The organism is Paraburkholderia fungorum, assembly GCF_046027605.1.
Taxonomy (GTDB): domain Bacteria; phylum Pseudomonadota; class Gammaproteobacteria; order Burkholderiales; family Burkholderiaceae; genus Paraburkholderia; species Paraburkholderia fungorum_F.
The window spans coordinates 205,439-223,238 of the sequence record NZ_JAQQEF010000001.1 but is presented as its reverse complement, the minus strand read 5'-3'; the positions used below and the strand labels follow the sequence as shown (position 1 = coordinate 223,238).

Genomic DNA, 17,800 nt, shown 5'->3' with positions numbered 1-17,800 from the left:
ACTGAAGTAAGCAGTAAGCAAGACGATGGCGCTCTTATGGAGCGCCATCGTTGTTTCTACTCGCACGTAAGTGGCAGTCATGCCGCCATCACACGTGAACGATTTCCCAATCGCTGAGTTTTTCTGGAATCTCGAGCGTCGACGTGTCGACTTCGGACAGGTGCGGGCAGGTCAAGCCGCGCGCGACTTCATCGGCGGCTTGTTGCGGGCTGGAAAATTCTCCCAGCGTTTCGTTGCCGTAGGTTGCCTCCCAACCATCCTGGCCCGGCATGATATAGAACGCTCCCTGGGTCGAACCAAAGCGAAAGCCTTTCATTTTTAGTCTCCCAATTACCATTTAAAAACCGCTGTGCCGCAGCGGCTTCATGCAGGGAGCGGGGGACATACTGCAACTGCGTTTTCGTCCCGTCTATTTCGCTGCACCACATGAAGCGTCGGCTCTTGTAAAAGAGTCTACGTCAGTAAGTCATGGTGCAAGGGCTCGTTAGATGGTTCGTTCGATCAAAAAATATCGTTTAAAAATAATGTGTTAGTCGCTTAATTTCATGATGTGCAACGTGGGGCACCATTGCGAAATGGCGAATTTGTGCCACGCACCACGATTTTTTACGAAGCAACGGCGCATGTCACATCGTGAAATTTTCAGGGTTTCGCCAAATAGTGGGGCGTGATGGGCATGTGGCGAAGCGAGCCTCCGCGTGCGGCGGTCCTGTTCAGGAAAGCACCCGGTTCAGGAAATCGAGCATCACCCGGTTGAACTGCTGGGGCCTTTGCAGCGGCGCGAAGTGGCTCACGCCCCGCAGAAGAATCAGCTCCGCGCCGGGAATACTGCGAGCCAGATAGTCGGCGTGTTCCGGCTTGATGAATTCGTCGTGCTCGCTTTGCACGATCGCAACCGGAGCGCGAATCTGGCCGAGATCGTGCGCCGAGTAGTTGGGCTGCGTTTTCATCATTTCGCTGACCGCGCCGACGAAGGCGTCGAAGTCGCCAGGCGTCGCCGACAGGAGCGCGTAGTCCTGGGTATGCCGGCTGAAGCAGCAGTCGATGACGGGCGTCGGCACGAATTCTTTTGTGCCGCTCGGGTCCATGTTGCAGCCGAAGAAGAACACGCCGGCCACGCGCTCGGGGGCCTGGCTGGCGAGTATCAGCGCGACGCAGGCGCCGTCGCTCCAGCCCACCATTGCGGCTCGATGGAGCTTCAGCGTGTCCATGACGGCCAGCACATCCGAGGCCATCAACTCGTAGCTGTAGGGGCGCGCATCACGGGTGCTTCGGCCATGGCCGCGGCTATCGACGACCACTACGCGATGTCCGGTGCCGACCAGCGCCGGGAGCTGATAGCCCCAGTTGCCGCTGTGCCCGAGACCGCCATGCAGCAGGATTACCGGTGTGCCGCTGCCGTATGACGCGTACCAGATACGCGCGCCTTCGTGGTCGACGTAGCCGTGCTCGGTTGAGGGTGGCAATGGGGCTGCGCCATGGGATCTGAAATGGGTGAGGGTGTCGTCGCGGAATTCCATGAGGTGCTTCCCGTTCGGGGGCTCGCAGTGCGAGGATCTCGTAGGGTGCCAGCGGAGCTGGCGGGAAATCAAGGTTATTACGGGTTTCTGTTTTTTTTTGCCTGTGCGGCGCTTGTTTGGCTGTTTGCCTACGGCGTTGGCCTTTCCTTGAACTGGTTGCTGCGGGCGCTTGTTTGTCTGTCTGCCTACGGCGTGGGCCTTTCCTTGTTTTCTTATTGGTCTATTAGCGTCGCCCCTGTGCGGGGCGGGCACTTACTTCTCTTTGCCGCCGCAAAGAGAAGTAAGCAAGAGAAAGCGGCTCAAACCGCCAGTTCTTAAGCGGGGCCCCCGCACAGTCGCGGTAGTGGTGCATCTGGAATCTGGGTTCTCGCACATTTGGCGTCAGTGACCAGGCAGTCATACTTCCCGCCTCGCACTGCGTGCTCGCCGGAGCGGGACATCGGGGAGATCGGCGGGTTTGTCGTTTAGCACCGTGTGTTGCCGTGTATCGCCTCTTCGCCTCTATTGATCCTCTCGCTTGCCGCTGTCGCCTGGGCGTATCGCCGGGGCGAAGCCGATGGCTCCCCACCACGCGCAAACGAAGCCGCTGGTTTCCCATGCAGACCGATCCGCGACGCACGCAGTGCGGAGTGGGCGCTGATGAGCGCTTTGTCACAGGCGTTGAATGTGCGGGGGCACGGATTCCAGATGGACCACTACCGTGACTGTGCGGGGGACCCGCTTAAGAATTAACGGTTTGAGCCGCTTTCTCTTGCTTACTTCTCTTTGCGGCGGCAAAGAGAAGTAAGTGCCTGCCCCGCACAGGGGCGACGCTAATAGACCGATAAGAAAACAAGGAAAGGCCAACGCCGTAGGCAGACAGACAAACAAGCGCCCCGCAGCAACCAGTTCAAGGAAAGGCCCACGCCGTAGGCAACCAGCCGAATAAGCGCCGCGCAGCAACCAGTTCAAGCCACCGGCTGCCAAACAAATGCCGACGCGTCAGATAGATCGCCCGAATCGGCAGTGGCTCCATTGCAAACGCTTGCAGCAGGGATTGCAGACGGCCACGCCGAAGAACGGTGAAACACAGTTACCGCGCCATCACAACAATCGCTCGCTACCGTGCAGCCCAGCAGCGACAAGGGTTCAGCGCATTGCGGACTGCCCAGTCCGAGATCTTCGGAGGGGCACCCCGTTTTTTCGCGCGACCCGTCCCTATAGATTGACGTCAACCCCGGAGAACGCATAGCGCGACCGGCACTCATTCACTGGATCACATTCGAGAAAACATCATGAACAAGCTTTTTAGCACCGTCAAAGTTGGACCCTATGAATTCACGCACCGTGTGGTGCTCGCGCCGCTGACCCGCATGCGCGCGGAAGAGGGCGCGCAGCCCGGCCGCCTGATGGCCGAATACTACGCACAACGTACGTCGCCCGGCGCGTTGCTGATCGGCGAGGCAACCATCGCCGCCGCGAACGGCAACGGCTATCTCGGTGCCCCCGGCCTCTACGACGACAGCCAGATCGCCGGCTGGCGTGAAGTGACGGACGCGGTTCACGCGAAGGGCGGCAAGATCTTCCTGCAGCTGTATCACGCCGGGCGCCAGTCGAATGCCGAACTGCAACCCAATGGCGCCCGGCCGGTAGGACCGTCCGAAGTGCTGCATGGCGGCGTCGCTTATACGGATGCGGGCTGGGTTCCCAACACGCCGAACCGCGCGCTTGAAACGCACGAGATCGCCGCGATCGTCGAGAGCTTCCGCACCGCGGCTGAACGTGGGGTAAAGGCGGGTTTCGACGGCGTCGAACTGCATGGCGCGAACGGCTATCTGTTCGACCAGTTCCTGCAGGACGGCAGCAACAAGCGCACCGATGCCTACGGCGGTTCGTTCGAGAATCGCGCGCGCTTCCTGATGGAAGCCACGCGTGCGGTGATCTCGGTGTGGGGCAGCAACAAGGTGGCCGTGCGGCTCGGACCGAGCGGATCGTTCGGCGATATGTCGGATAGCGATCCGATCGGGCTCTTCACGTATGTCGCGTCGGAACTCGCCACACTCGATCTCGCCTGGCTGCATCTGATCGAGCCACGTATTGTCGGCAACGTCGAGGACGAAAGCCGCGACCAAAGCCCGGTCGCCACCCAGACGATCCGCCGTCACTACGCCGGGACGATCATCGCCGCCGGTGGTTTCAAGCGCGACTCGGCGGAAGCGATCATCGCGGCCGGCGATGCCGACCTCGTCGCCTTCGGCCGCGATTTCATCGCCAATCCGGATCTGCCGGAACGGCTGCGCCGCAATCTGCCGCTCAATGCGTATGACCGTCCGACATTCTTCGGCGGCACGGAAATCGGCTACACCGATTATCCGTTCCATGCGGAAGAAGCGGTCACCGCGTAAGCGGCAGCGGCCTTGAGTTCCACCTCAGACATTCGAAGCCGGTGCCGAAGCCGGAAAAAGATGCTGACTCAGAAAGTCCACAAACACCCGTGCCTTGGGTGCGATCTGCCGCCCCGACGGCCACAGCGCGCGAAACGTGCTGGGGCTGTCGAGATACGGCTGCAATACCGCCACCAGCGACCCTTGCGCGAGTTGCGCACGCACGGTGAAGTCCGGCGCGCAGGTCAGGCCCATGCCCTGCTCGGCCAGCGAGGTCAACGGTTCGACGGCGGTGGCAATCGCAATGGTCGGCAGCTCGATATCCAGCGTCTCGCCATCGCGGCTCAGGGGCCAGCGGCGCAGTTTGCCGGTGGTCGGAAAACGATGCTGAAGACACACGTGATCGCGCAGTTGCTCCGGTTCCTTAGGCACGCCCTGCCGCGCAAAGTACGCGGGCGAGCCGACGATCACCTGCCGGAACGTGCCCATTACACGGGTCACGAGTTGTGAGTCGCTCGCGTCGCCCGTGCGTGTCACGACGTCGAAACCTTCTTCGATCACGTCGACCACGCGGTCCGAGAAATCGATATCGAGCGTGATGTCGGGGTACTTTCTCATGAAGGCGCCGATCACCGGCATCATCAGCGTGCTGACCATAGGCATGCTGACGCGCAGGCGTCCGCGTGGCTCAGCCGTGGTGAGAGCCAACTCCGTTTCTGCCGCTTCGATCTCGCAGATGATGCGCTGACAGCGTCTGAGGAAAGTCGCGCCCTCGGGCGTGAGCGCGATGCTGCGCGTGCTGCGATGAAAGAGGCGCGCACCCAGCCGTCCTTCGAGCCGCGCAATCGCCTTGCCGACCGCGGATGACGAAATGCCCAACTGGCGTCCCGCTTCGGTGAAGCTGCGGGTCTCGGCGGCGCGCACGAAGATGTTGAGCGAGCCGAAGCGGTCCATCGCGCTGGATGCGCCGCCGCTCTCGCCCGTTGCCGCGCCGGACGATTGCGCCGAGGCTTTGGCATCGGCCTTTGCGTCGCGGCCGGCGTGGTTGGGCGGCGTCATGAGGTGCTCCTTGTTATGCGCGTTGCAAAACCCGGGTGAACAGCACTTCCTTCAGATGGACGACCGGCGCGGGATCGCGCTGTGCTTTCGCGAGCAGAAACGCGCCCTGCATGGACGATACGATGAACGGAGCGAGTTGCTCGCAGTTCGTATTGGCGCTCAACTCGCGCTCAACTCGCGCGCAACACACGCCGCCTGTCAGCCGCCCGCTTTGCTCAACTCGTGCGCGCGTCGCAGTCTCTCGCGGCTGTTACTCAAATGCATCCGCATCGCGGCGCGCGCGTCGTCGGCGTCCTGACGTTCGATGGCCCGATAAATCAACTGGTGCTCGCTGAGCACGTTGCGCAGGTGTTCGATATGGTCGAGCTCCGCGATCTCGGCGGAGCCGAGGCGTGTACGCGGGCTCACCGCACGGCCGAGCTGGCTGAGAACATCGAAGAAGTAGCGGTTGCCACTCGCGCGCGCGATCTGCAGATGAAACTCGATGTCGTGCGCCAGCGTGTCGGTGCTGCCCCGCTCGAGTTCGGATTCGAAACGCTCCAGCGCGCCGCGAATCTGCTTGAGATTCTGCTCGGTGCGTCGCGCGGCCGCGAGCGCCGCCGAAGCTGCCTCGACGTCGATACGGAATTCGATGATCGCCATCACGTCGAGCATGCTGGACAGGTCGGCGGCGGCCAGTTGCATGGACTTTTCCGTGGCCGGCTCGAGAACGAACGTGCCGATGCCATGACGCGTCTCGACCACTTTGGCGGCCTGCAGACGTGAGATGGCTTCGCGAACCACAGAGCGGCTCACCGAGAGCTGTTTCATCATCGCGACCTCGGTGGGGATGCGGTCGCCCGGCCGCAGGGCGCCGCGGCGGATTTCATCGGAAAGGGTGGCCACCACCTTCTCAGTTAAGCTGCTCATTTCTGTGGCTTGTTGACTAATCGGCTGGAAATACGCACGTTGCGCGCGAGTGACGTCATGTGAAGTCTCGACACGGGCATCATAGCGCCAGTCAGAATCGCGAGCGACCCGAAGGGCAAGATTCGATTCGGCGACACGACCTGTCCCGCGGAATCGAATCTCGCGCTCCCGGTGCGCACGTCAAATCACCTGTTGACCAAACGCGCGGGCGTCACCAGCGCGAGAAGTCCACCCAGCACCATGAAGCCCGCGAGCAGAAACATCCCGGCCGAGGTGCTGTGCGTGCGCGCCGTGAGCAGGCCGAACAGCGACGGCGAGAAGAGTCCCGCCAGATTGCCGAGCGAACTGATCATCGCGATGCCGGCGGCAGCCGCTCCACCGCTCAGCAATGCGGTCGGTTGAGCCCACAGGAGCGGCGCCACGGCGAACACGCACATCGACGCCGCGGTCATCGCTACGACCGTCATCGTGAGGTCGTTGCTCCACAGCGTACTCAGAGCCAGCAGCGCGGCGCCGGCAAACGCGGGCACGGCGAGGTGCCAGCGGCGTTCACGCCGCTTGTCCGAACTCATCGACAGGGCCACCATCGCGACCGCCGCGAACGCGTACGGAATGGCGGTCAGGAGGCCGACGTTGAGCGCGCTGCCGTGGCCCGCGCGCTGCACGACGGTCGGCAGCCAGAAGCTGATGCCCATATTGCCGGTGGCGAACGCGAACAGCATCAGGCTCATCAGCCACATGCGGCCGCTCGTGAATACGCCGCGCGTGCTGGAGGTGGGCTTCTGCGCATCCTCGCGCGCGATATTGGCGGCGATCACCTTCTTCTGTTCATCGGAGAGCCAGCGCGCGTCGGCCACCCGGTCCGGCAACACAAACCAGATGACGACGCCGATCACAACCGCCGGCAGCGCCTCGAGGAAAAACAGCCATTGCCAGCCGTGCAGGCCCGACACCCCCGTGAAACGCTGCATGATCCAGCCCGACAGCGGACCGCCGACCAGCCCGGAAATGGGCAGCGCCGCCATGAACATCGCGACGATCCGGCCTCGGCGGTGCGCCGGGTACCAGTAGGTCAGATACAGGATGATGCCTGGAAAGAGGCCGCATTCGGCCATCCCGAGCAGCAGTCGCAGTGCGTAGAACGAGGCCGGCGTGCTCACGAACAGCATGCACATCGACACGAGGCCCCACGAAACCGCAATGCGCGCGATCCAGCGGCGCGCGCCGACCCGATGCATGATGAGATTGCTGGGCACTTCGAAAATGGCATAGGCGAGATAGAAAATGCCCGCGCCGAAACCGTAGACGGCGTCGCTGAAGCCCAGGTCGGAAGCCATCTGCAACTTGGCGAGGCCCACGTTGATGCGGTCGAGATACGCGATGCAGAACGCGGTCAGCAGAATCGGCATGAGCCTGCGCGTGACCAGCGCATAGAGGGTGTCTTCCTCGGCCATGGCGGCCGTCGCCGTTTGAGGCTCGTTGGCGGGTGTCGTCGCCAGGGTCTTCATGGGTCTCCTCCAAGGTATCGTTTAAGTCATCGGACGTCTTAGTTCGAGCTGGCTGTGCGGCGTCAGGGGCAGTATATTCGCGCCGCGGGCGCGCCGTATAGCGCGTAGGCGGCAGGGTAAACACTGCATTGGAGACAATGACTCGCTCGATGTAGACTGTCGTCAGACAACGTATCACGCGTTTTCGGGGCGGATCAGCCGCCTGTTCGAATACACCGCGTTGCATTCGATCCGGTCGCCCGGGTGGCCGAAACTGGAGACAACCTTGACATCTGTTCCCGCCACGGCGACCGGCCCGCTCGAATCCGCCGTTTCGAAGGTCAAGCGGCACATCCTGCCGCTATTTCTGATTATGTTCATCGCGAACTACATCGATCGCGTGAACATCGGTTTCGTCAATCCCCACATGCAGACGGACCTCGGCATCGGCGCGGCCGCTTACGGTTTGGGCAGCGGCTTGTTCTTCGTCGGCTACGCGTTGTTCGAAGTGCCGTCGAATGTGTTGATGCAGAAGTACGGCGCGCGCGCGTGGCTGACCCGCATCATGGGCACGTGGGGGCTGGTCGCGGCCGCCATGGCGTTTGTCTGGAACGACACCTCGTTCTATGTATTGCGCTTCCTGCTCGGTGTCGCCGAGGCCGGCTTCTTCCCGGGCGTGGTGTTTTACTTCACCCAATGGCTGCCGCAGAAAGAACGCGGCAAGGCCGTCGCGGTGTTTCTCGGGGGCTCGGCGCTCGCGTCCGTGTTGTCCGGTCCGATCACGGGCAGCCTGCTGTCCATTCGCGGCTTCGGTCTGCACGGCTGGCAATGGATGTTCCTGATCGAAGGCGCGTTTTCGATCGTGCTGTGCGGGGTCAGCTGGATGCTGTTGAAGTCGCGCATTCGCGATGCCTCGTGGTTGACGGCTGAAGAGCGGACGATCCTCGAAACGTCGATCGCGGCGGAGCAGGCGGAGCGCGAGGCGCACGGCGGCGCGCATCTGCCGACCATGAAGCTGCTGAAAGACCCGCAGATTCTGCTGTTCTGCTTCCTCTATTTCGCGATTCAGCTAACCATTTACGCGGCCACCTTCTGGCTGCCGACGATCATCCGCAAGATGGGTGGACTCTCGGACTTCGAGGTCGGCATGCTCAATGCGATCCCCTGGCTCATCGCCATGTTCGCGATGTACTGCTTCGCGATGCTGTCGGCGAAATGGCGTTTCCAGCAGGCGTGGCTGGCGGTGGCGCTCGTGATCGCGGCGTGTGGACTGTTCGCTTCGACGTCAGGCAATCCGGTGCTGTCGTTCGTCGCGATCTGCTTCTCGGCGATTGGCTTCAAGGCGGCGGCTTCGCTGTTCTGGCCGATTCCGCAGGGCTACCTCGACGCACGCGTGGCTGCCGGGGTGATAGCGCTGATCAATTCGGTAGGCAACCTCGGCGGATTTTTCGCGCCGGCTGCGTTCGGTTATCTGCAGCAACACACCGGCTCGATTACCGGCGGACTATACGGCTTGGGCGTGGCTTCGCTGATCGCAGCCGCGGCCGGCTTCCTGACGCGCAATCGTCGCGTGAATCGCGACGCGCTGCCGGAGTCTTTGCATCGCGAAGCCCACTGACGGGCGAAAATCGTCGACCATGAATGACACGTTTCCCACTTTCTGTCCGGCACGGGGCTCGAGCGAGTTTGTCCAACGCGCGGATTCCCACTTGCTGGCTCACTAACTCAACCGGGCCTACTCTCATGTCCACCAACACATCCCAATCGAACGCGACGCCGATCGTCACCGAACTGCGCGTCGTACCCGTCGCTGGCCGTGACAGCATGCTGATGAATCTGAGCGGCGCGCACGGGCCGTTCTTCACGCGCAACATCGTGATTCTGCGCGACAGTGCCGGCCATATGGGCGTCGGCGAAGTGCCGGGCGGCGAGAGCATCCGCAAGACGATCGACGATGCGCGCCCGCTGGTTGTCGGTCAGTCGATCGGCAATCTGCAAGCTATCCTGAACAAGGCGCGTACCCAGTTCGCCGACCGCGACGCCGGCGGCCGCGGCCTGCAGACTTTCGATCTGCGCACCACGATTCACGCGGTGACCGCGCTCGAAGCCGCGCTGCTCGATCTGCTCGGCCAGCATCTGGGCGTGCCGGTCGCGGCACTGCTCGGCGAAGGCCAGCAGCGCGACGAAGTGGAAATGCTGGGCTACCTGTTCTATATCGGCGACCGCAACAAAACCGATCTGCCCTATGCCAGCGGCGCCGAAGGGCGTGACGACTGGGAGCGCGTGCGCACGGAAGAAGCGATGACGCCCGAGGCGGTGGTGCGACTCGCCGAGGCCGCGCAAGCGCGCTACGGCTTCAACGATTTCAAGCTGAAGGGCGGCGTGTTACCGGGCGATGCGGAAATCGAAGCGGTGACGGCGCTCGCCGAACGTTTCCCCAACGCCCGCGTCACGCTCGATCCGAACGGCGCGTGGTCGCTTGCCGAAGCGGTTCGCCTGTGCCGCGACAAACACGACGTGCTGGCTTATGCGGAAGACCCGTGCGGTGCGGAGAACGGCTATTCGGGCCGCGAGGTGATGGCCGAATTCCGCCGCGCGACCGGCTTGCCGACGGCGACCAACATGATCGCCACCGACTGGCGTCAGATGGGTCACGCGATTCAATTGCAATCCGTGGATATTCCGCTGGCCGATCCACACTTCTGGACCATGCAGGGCTCGGTGCGCGTCGCGCAGATGTGCAATGAGTGGGGCCTCACGTGGGGCTCGCACTCGAACAATCACTTCGACATTTCGCTTGCGATGTTCACCCATGTCGCCGCCGCGGCGCCCGGCAAGATCACGGCGATCGATACGCACTGGATCTGGCAGGACGGTCAGCGTCTGACGCGCGAACCGCTGCAGATCGTCGGCGGCAAGGTCAAGGTGCCGCAGGCCGCGGGGCTCGGCATCGAGCTGGATATGGATGAGATCGAGAAGGCGCACGCGCTGTATCAGCAACATGGCCTCGGTGCGCGCGATGACGGCGTGGCCATGCAGTACCTGATTCCGAACTGGAAATTCGATAACAAGCGTCCGTGTCTCGTACGCTAAGTCTCTAACGATACAGATGGCGGTCCATGCGGTCGCCCGGTTTCGCCACCATTCACACACTTCACGCTACTTACGCTATGACCTCACCTCAAGAACTCAAGGCGATTGTTTCCGAAGGCCTGCTGTCGTTTCCCGTGACCGACTTCGACGCACAAGGCGAGTTTCGCGCCGACACGTACGCCGAGCGCCTCGAATGGCTCGCGCCATACGGCGCCACCGCGCTGTTTGCCGCCGGCGGCACGGGCGAATTTTTCTCGCTGACCAAAACCGACTACACGAACGTGATTCGCACGGCCACCGAAACCTGCAGAGGCAAGGTGCCGATTCTCGCCGGCGCGGGCGGCCCGACGCGCGTCGCGATCGACTATGCGCAGGAAGCCGAGCGTCTCGGCGCAAGCGGCGTGCTGCTGATGCCGCACTATCTGACCGAGGCGTCGCAGGAAGGCATTGCCGCGCACGTCGAGCAGGTGTGCAAGGCGGTAAAGAACATCGGTGTGATCGTCTACAACCGCGCCAATTCGAAACTGAATGCAGACATGCTCGAACGTCTCGCGGACCGTTGCCCGAACCTGATCGGCTTCAAGGACGGCGTAGGCGAAATCGAGGCGATGGTGACGATTCGCCGGCGTCTCGGCGACCGCTTCTCCTATCTCGGCGGCTTGCCGACCGCGGAAATTTACGCCGCGGCATATAAGGCGCTGGGCGTGCCGGTGTATTCGTCGGCGGTGTTCAATTTCATTCCGAAGACGGCGATGGCGTTTTACCGCGCGATTGCCGCCGACGATCACGCCACCACCGGCAAGCTCATCGACGAATTCTTCCTGCCGTATCTGGCGATCCGCAACCGCCGCCAGGGCTACGCGGTGAGTATCGTGAAAGCGGGCGCGAAACTGGTGGGCCGCGACGCGGGTCCGGTGCGCGCGCCGCTGACCGATCTGAGCGAGGAAGAGACGGCGCAGCTCGACGCGCTGATCAAAAAGCTAGGCGCGCAGTAAGCGGCGCAAAGGGGCTCAGCTGCGGCGAAACACAACATGCGAGATGCGCTGCACGAGCAACGCGGCGGCAAGCGCCGCCACCGCCGTCAGCCAGACACCGATATGAATCGACTGCACCAGTGCATCGCGTGCGGTGTCGATTAGCGCGACCGTGTTGAGCCCCGACGTCTTCATATCCGCGATCAGTTTCAGACGCGACGCTTCGTCGATCAGAATGCGCAGATCGACGAAGCGCGGCTGCCATTGCGATACGGCCGGTTCGCCGAGTACGCTCATCGTGCGGGTGACCACGGCGCGGTAATGGTGTTGCACCGCGGTTGCCACAATGCTGGTGCCGAGCATGCCGCCCACCATCCGCGTGGATTGCAGCAGCGCCGTCGTGATGCCGAAGCGTTCACGCCCGGCAATCTCCTGGCCGAACACATTCAGATTGTTCAGGATGAATCCCAGGCCAATGCCGACGGCCGCCATCGGCAATTCGATCCCCATGTGCGGTGTCTCTGGATTCGCGAACGCCAAGGCGATCGAGGCGAACAGCAGCAGCGCGAAACCGATCGACAGAATCCGCGTGGGCTTCTTCATATGAAGGACGATGCGCGTATTCAGCAGGCTGCCGAGGGCGATGCAGGCGGCAATCGGCGTGGCGAGCAGCCCGGCTTGCTGGGGCGACAGCCCGAAGCCGCCTTGCAACAAAAGCGGCGCGAAGAAGATCAGCGAGAACATCACGAAGCCGGACAGGAAGCTGAGAATGAAGAGCGTGACGAGCTGCGCGTCCTTGAACAGGTCGAGCGGAATGATCGGATGCGTGGCGCGTTTCTCGCACACCAGCAGCGCGATGGTGCCGGCGATCACGAAGGCCGCCAGCGTCAGGTTGCCGGCCGTCAGACCGTGTTTCGGCACGGCTTCGATGAAAGCCTGCAGGCTGCCCAGCACGGCTGCAACCAGCGCGGCGCCGAGCCAGTCGATCTTGACCTCGCCCTCGTGCGGACGCTGAAAGTTGGGCAGATGCGCCCAGATGAAATAGAGCGCCGCGGCGCCGACCGGCAGGTTGATCAGGAAGGTCGAGCGCCAGCCCCAGTGCTCGCTCATCCAGCCACCCAGCGAAGGTCCCGCCGCGGTGCCGATGCCGTACGCCGCCGCCATGACCACTTGCCAGCGCACCCGTGCGCGCGGATCGGGAAAGAGGTCGGGTATCGACGCGAATGCCGTGCCCACCATCATCCCGCCGCCGACCCCTTGCAAGCCTCGCGCGATCACGAGGAACAGCATGTTGTTCGCGACGCCGCACAGCACTGACGCGACCGTGAACGTGATGACCGCGGCGATCACGAAACGCTTGCGGCCGAAATAGTCGCCGAGACGGCCGAACACGGGGACGGTCACCACCGACGCCAGCAGGTACGCGCTGGCAATCCACGCGTAGTACTCGAAGTCATGCAGTTCAGCGACGATCGAAGGCAGTGCGGTGCTGACGACGGTCTGGTCGAGTGCGACCAGCATGTTGACGAGACCGATGCCGAGCATGGCGAGCAAGGCGTTGCGGAAAGGCAGGGCAGTCGTGGTTGGGTTCACGTAAATGGGAGAAAAGGGCTTTCAGGGTTGGCGCCGCGCGGACGGGGCGCGAGCCAGGGTCTTGACGACTATCTTGACAGCTATTGTCTTAGTTGTCTGACCTCTTGTTTGCGATTATACGGGTTTTCCCTTAATGAAAACTATTCGAATCGGGCAGGGACGGTACTCTCCGCTTACTGGACGCTTGCTAACGGCTTATTGCGTCACATGCCTTCCTCAGCCCGCCGGTACACGTTTGCGCTGCCGCTCGAGTGTCTCGCGATAGATGCCGGGCACGCTTGCCAACTCCGCCGGCGCGCCGTCCTGAACCACGCGGCCCCGATTGATGACGACGATGCGATCGAAGGTCTGCAAAGTGGAAAGCCGGTGCGCAATCGCGATGACCGTGCGATTTTTCATCAGCCGTTCGAGTGCTGACTGGATGGCGAGCTCGGACGCGGTGTCGAGCGCCGAGGTGGCTTCGTCGAGCAACAGGATCGGCGCGTCCTTGAGAATGGCGCGTGCAATCGCGATGCGCTGCCGCTGACCGCCCGACAGCTTCGTGCCACGGTCGCCCGCTATCGTCTTGAGGCCGCCCGGCATGGCGGCGAGGAAATCGAGGCAGTTTGCGTCTTCACACGCGCGGCGTACTTCCTCGTCGGTCGCCGTGGGCTTGCCATAGCGGATGTTATCCAGCAACGATCGATGAAACAGCGAGACGTCCTGCGGCACGATTGAAATCGCGGCTTGCAGGCTTTGTAGCGTGACCTGTGAGATATCCTGGCCGGAAATGCGCACGCAGCCTGACTGCGGTTCATAGAAGTGCTGGATCAACGCGAAAATCGTCGACTTGCCGGCACCGGATGGACCGATCAGGCCGATCCGCTCGCCCGCGCGAATGTGCAGGTTGAAGCCGCTGAGAACTGGCCGCCGTCCAGCATAGGCGAAGGTGACGTTATCGAAGTCCACGGTCGCTTCCTGAATTTGCAGCGGCGCCGTGTTGCCGCGCTCAGCCATCTCGTGCGGTATCAGCAGCGTTTGCGTGGCCTCGCCGAGACGGGCGACGTGCTGGGTCAGATCGACCAGCGCCACGGCCAGATCACGCGTGCCATGCAGAATCGCAAAGCCCAGCGAGCCGACCAACACTACGTCGCCGGTGGTGGCGCGATCCTGAGTCCATAGCCACAGCGTCCAGCCAAGCAGTCCGGCTGAGAGTACCGTTGTGGCGAACGAGTGCAGCAGCCGCAGTTTTTCGAGGTACAGCAGGCTCTTCGTGCGTGCGCCGCCCTCAGTTTCCAGATGTCCGTCGAGCCGTTGTCGCTCGCTGTCCGTCGCGGAGAACGTGCGCACCAGGCCCATATTGCCGATCACGTCCACCAGTTCGCCGTCTACCGAGGCGGCACGCGCGGCGAACGCCTGGTGCCGCGCCGTTCCCTTGCTCGCAAGCACGAACAGGCCGCAGGCGAGCGCGGCCGAAATGGCCGTGAGCGCGAGACTCATCGGTATGCTGACGACGCCGATCATGGCAATCGCGCCGGCAACCGTCAGACAGGGTGGCAGCGCGGTCCACGCGACGGTGTTTTCGATGGTGTACACGGCGTTGGCCATCGCCGACACGCGGCTGGAGAGAACGCCGGGCTGCTTGTCCGCGAAAAACACGGGAGCGTGCGCCGTCAGATAGCCGAACATCTCGTTTCTGACGTCGCCCGTGACCGCGACGAACGCACGCGCGGCGATCCACCCGCCGATTCGCCAGAACAGGTTATCGGCGAGGATCAATACGACCAGGATCGCGAAGGCCCGGATCACCGTGTCCGGATGGGCTCGTCCGGCGGGCAATGCGTCGACGAGATTCTTGATTCCATACTGCGACGCCAGTGCGCAACCGACGGCAATCAGCACACTTGCGAGCACGACGGCATGCGCCGTCTTGCGCCGGCCGACATAGCGCCATAGCAGCCGGATCGGCTTGCCGGCATAGCGGGAAATCTCGCGTGAGCGCCTGCGCCGCCGCACGCGTCCTGCGCGACTCATGTCGGCATCGTCTGCAAGTTGCATCGCTTCGCGCTCCTGGGCAGTGACGGAAGCGATAACCTGTTTGCGGCATCACCTTCGACGGCGGGGACAAGCAAGATGGGATGGGATTCGCTCCCGATACGCTAGTGCGCAACCGCCGTGCCAACCGGGGTGTCGGGCCCCGAAGGCGCTCGGTTGACTGGACCTTCATGCTCAGAAGCCAGTTGAAACGGTCGGACGGCTACGCATGCGCCGAATGAAATCCCTGAGCGATCGCGGCACCTCGAGGCCGACTTTGCCCGCTCAAAGTAACATGGTGGCGAGGTAGGCATCCGCCACGCTGACTGCTGCGCCGGACAGGGGCGCCTTACGTCGACGTCGGCAGCAACGGGAAACGCCGGCCGCCGAAGCATGGTGTGCCGCCGCGAGTGGCAACTCACGGACCCGGCGGAAAGGACGCAATCAGTTTGCGTGCATTAATGAACTCCGCAAGAATGGCCACGTAGGTTCTCTTTTTCGTCATTTCCGGGGTAGACATGAGATTGGCTGACTTCATCCTGCATGATATGGAAGCCATTCTGGCGCAATGGGAGGCGTTTGCCGGCACGCTTGTGCCGGCGGCGGCCAACCTGAGACCGCTGGCTTTACGCGACCATGCGCAGCAAATTCTGGAGGCCGTGGCAAAAGACCTGTCGACCTTCCAGAGCAGGGCGGCCCAGATCGAGAAATCAACGGGGCAGGCGCCAAAACGGCCGGACGCTCCAGAGACGGCGGCGCAGACCCATGCCCTTTTGCGCGCGCGCGGCGGGTTCGACATCAACCAGCTGACTGCCGAGTATCGCGCCTTGCGAGCCAGCGTGCTTCGCCTGTGGATGGACGCGTGTCAGCCCGACGCCCCTCATCTGGACGACATCATCCGTTTCAATGAGGCGATCGATCAGGCCATCGCCGAATCGGTCGGCTTTTTCAGCGCGCAGGTGGAGCAGGCCCGCAATCTGTTGCTGGGGATGCTGGGCCACGACATGCGCAGTCCGCTCCAGACCATCCAGATGACCGCTTCGTATCTCGCCGCGCTGAACGCCGGCGATAAGGTGTCAGGCGCCGCATCACGGTTGATCAGAAGCGGCGCGCGCATGCAGGCGCTGCTGGACGATATGCTTGATTTCAATCGAACCAGGCTGGGCCTGGGCATCAATATCGCACCGGCCGAGACTGATCTGGCGAAGCAGCTTGCCGACGAACTGGACCTGATACGAGCGGTGCACCCGGACCATCAAGTCGATCTGAGCCTGGTTGGCGACTGTAAAGGAGTTTGGGATGGCCAGCGTCTGCAGCAGTTGCTCGGCAACCTGGTTCTGAATGCGATCAAATACGGCGCGCCTGATGCGCCGGTGCGGGTGTTCGTGACCGGTGAAGAAGCGCAAGTCCGCCTGGAGGTGAAAAACAACGGGCCCGCAATCGAGCGCTCAACCCTCGAACGTATCTTTGATCCGCTCCAGCGTGGCCTGAACCATCAGGCGATCAATGCCGACAGCAGTCTGGGGCTTGGGTTGTATATCGCGCGCGAGATCGCCAAGGCCCACGGGGGAAACATCGAAGCGCACTCCGACGAGACGGAAACGGTGTTCGTGGTGCACTTGCCTCGTCGGCAGTAGCAACGCCGTACACCATCAAGCGGGACTATGCGGAAACGATGCAGGTAAACACTACGGTCGCGGCTGACGCTCGTCAGTATACTGGCCAACTGCCGGACGCCGTCACTTCAGGAAGGTCAGAACGAATCAGCTCAGGCGCCGTTCGTCGGACTCAACAGGAGGAAGACAAAAATGAAGCGCATCGTTTCCCACTATCTGGTTGCTCTTGCAACGATCGTGACCGGTTCGTTCACGGCACCGGCGCACGCGGATGCCGCGCATCCAGTCGTCGCGTTGCTGCCGGGCGTCACCGATCCTTTCTATTTCACGATGCACCGCGGTGCCGAGCGGGCCGCGAACGAAGAACACGTCCAGTTATTATTCCAGGTGCCCAAGGCGTGGAACACCACGGAGCAGGTGCCGATCCTCAAGGCGTTCATTGCCAAACACCCGGATGTGCTGCTGGTTTCACCGGTCGACAAGCAACAGTTGATCGGACCGCTGAAGGAGGCCGCTGACGCAGGCATCAAGGTCATCACGGTCGACACGTATATCGGCGACGGCCACTATCAGACCGGTAAGGGCGACGCGGATTTTCCGTTGTCTTACATTGCTTCGGATAACCTGGAAGGCGGGCGTGTGGCGGCGCGATCGCTGGCGAAGGCGATTGGCGACAAGGGCACCGTCTACTGCGAAAACAACAAGCCGGGCATCTCGAGTACCGACGCGCGTGCCGAAGGTTTCATGGACGAGCTGAAGAAGCACCCCAATATCAAGGTGCTGCAAACCCAATATAACGAGGACGATGCGAACCGCGCGGCATCGCACGTCGCCGCGGTGCTGGCGCGCAACCCCGACCTTGCCGGCGTGTTCGGCGCGAACACCTTCTCCGGCAGTGGTGCCGCTCAAGGCGTCAAGGCGGCCGGCAAGCAAGGCGTAGTCAAGGTCGTGGTGTTCGACGCTGTGCCTGGCATCGACCAGCAGATCAAAAGCGGCCTCGTCGACATCGCGATCGCACAGCGCCCGGATGAAATCGGCTACTACGGCGTGAAGTTCGCAGCGGATGTGATTCACGGTAAGAAGATTCCGCCGTTCAAAAGCACGGGCTTCGTGGTGCTCGACAAGACGAACATCGACCAGCCGGACATGAAGCAGTACATCTATTCGAACTAG

14 protein-coding genes are annotated in these 17,800 nt (G+C 62.4%); 6 read left to right on the top strand and 8 right to left on the bottom strand.

The features are described from left to right. Positions 1-88 precede the first annotated feature (88 nt). Together PQR53_RS00990 and PQR53_RS00985 are read right to left on the bottom strand one after the other, a co-directional pair. Positions 89-316: a hypothetical protein gene (locus PQR53_RS00990; RefSeq protein ID WP_179740520.1), complete on the bottom strand. Its 228-nt coding sequence runs from the start codon at positions 314-316 to the stop codon at positions 89-91. A gap of 397 nt (positions 317-713) precedes the next feature. Beyond that, positions 714-1,520, bottom strand: coding sequence for an alpha/beta fold hydrolase (locus tag PQR53_RS00985; RefSeq protein WP_408450676.1), 807 nt, complete (start codon positions 1,518-1,520; stop codon positions 714-716). A 1,274-nt stretch (positions 1,521-2,794) separates the two neighbouring features. Here PQR53_RS00985 and PQR53_RS00980 point away from each other — a divergent pair. Then, a complete protein-coding gene (locus PQR53_RS00980; RefSeq protein WP_408450674.1) occupies positions 2,795-3,904 on the top strand; it encodes an alkene reductase in 1,110 nt (369 codons plus the stop codon). A 24-nt stretch (positions 3,905-3,928) separates the two neighbouring features. On the opposite strand, the gene PQR53_RS00975 is transcribed toward PQR53_RS00980, so the two are convergent. From PQR53_RS00975 to PQR53_RS00960, 4 genes are all read right to left on the bottom strand, one after another. Continuing rightward, on the bottom strand, positions 3,929-4,942 hold the full coding sequence (locus PQR53_RS00975; protein ID WP_408450672.1) for a LysR family transcriptional regulator: 1,014 nt from the start codon (positions 4,940-4,942) through the stop codon (positions 3,929-3,931). A gap of 13 nt (positions 4,943-4,955) precedes the next feature. Continuing rightward, positions 4,956-5,132, bottom strand: a complete 177-nt coding sequence (locus PQR53_RS00970) for a TetR family transcriptional regulator C-terminal domain-containing protein (protein WP_408450670.1) — start codon at positions 5,130-5,132, stop codon at positions 4,956-4,958. An 8-nt stretch (positions 5,133-5,140) separates the two neighbouring features. Then, positions 5,141-5,851, bottom strand: coding sequence for a FadR/GntR family transcriptional regulator (locus PQR53_RS00965; RefSeq protein WP_179740523.1), 711 nt, complete (start codon positions 5,849-5,851; stop codon positions 5,141-5,143). Between the two features lie 185 nt (positions 5,852-6,036). Further along, the gene (locus PQR53_RS00960; protein WP_408450667.1) at positions 6,037-7,359 is read right to left on the bottom strand and encodes an MFS transporter; all 1,323 of its coding nucleotides are present in this window, start codon (positions 7,357-7,359) and stop codon (positions 6,037-6,039) included. Positions 7,360-7,624: 265 nt separating this feature from the next. Between PQR53_RS00960 and PQR53_RS00955 the strand changes: the two genes are divergently transcribed. The 3 genes from PQR53_RS00955 (at position 7,625) to kdgD (ending at position 11,426) form a co-directional block, all read left to right on the top strand. Continuing rightward, entirely contained in the window at positions 7,625-8,956 is a 1,332-nt protein-coding gene (locus PQR53_RS00955) for an MFS transporter (protein ID WP_408450665.1), read from the top strand. A 125-nt stretch (positions 8,957-9,081) separates the two neighbouring features. After that, on the top strand, positions 9,082-10,431 hold the full coding sequence (gudD, locus tag PQR53_RS00950) for a glucarate dehydratase (protein ID WP_408450663.1): 1,350 nt from the start codon (positions 9,082-9,084) through the stop codon (positions 10,429-10,431). A gap of 77 nt (positions 10,432-10,508) precedes the next feature. Continuing rightward, complete coding sequence (gene kdgD, locus PQR53_RS00945) at positions 10,509-11,426, top strand: 5-dehydro-4-deoxyglucarate dehydratase (RefSeq protein WP_408450661.1); 918 nt, start codon at positions 10,509-10,511, stop codon at positions 11,424-11,426. Positions 11,427-11,441: 15 nt separating this feature from the next. Here kdgD and PQR53_RS00940 read toward each other — a convergent pair whose 3' ends face one another. Both PQR53_RS00940 and PQR53_RS00935 read right to left on the bottom strand, forming a co-directional pair. Further along, positions 11,442-12,950, bottom strand: coding sequence for an MFS transporter (locus PQR53_RS00940; RefSeq protein WP_408451145.1), 1,509 nt, complete (start codon positions 12,948-12,950; stop codon positions 11,442-11,444). Between the two features lie 264 nt (positions 12,951-13,214). Continuing rightward, positions 13,215-15,035, bottom strand: a complete 1,821-nt coding sequence (locus PQR53_RS00935) for an ABC transporter ATP-binding protein (RefSeq protein WP_408450659.1) — start codon at positions 15,033-15,035, stop codon at positions 13,215-13,217. Between the two features lie 494 nt (positions 15,036-15,529). On the opposite strand from PQR53_RS00935, the gene PQR53_RS00930 reads away from it, so the two are divergent. Both PQR53_RS00930 and PQR53_RS00925 read left to right on the top strand, forming a co-directional pair. Continuing rightward, positions 15,530-16,648, top strand: a complete 1,119-nt coding sequence (locus PQR53_RS00930; protein WP_408450657.1) for a sensor histidine kinase — start codon at positions 15,530-15,532, stop codon at positions 16,646-16,648. Positions 16,649-16,819: 171 nt separating this feature from the next. Further along, the gene (locus PQR53_RS00925; protein ID WP_408450656.1) at positions 16,820-17,800 is read left to right on the top strand and encodes an ABC transporter substrate-binding protein; all 981 of its coding nucleotides are present in this window, start codon (positions 16,820-16,822) and stop codon (positions 17,798-17,800) included.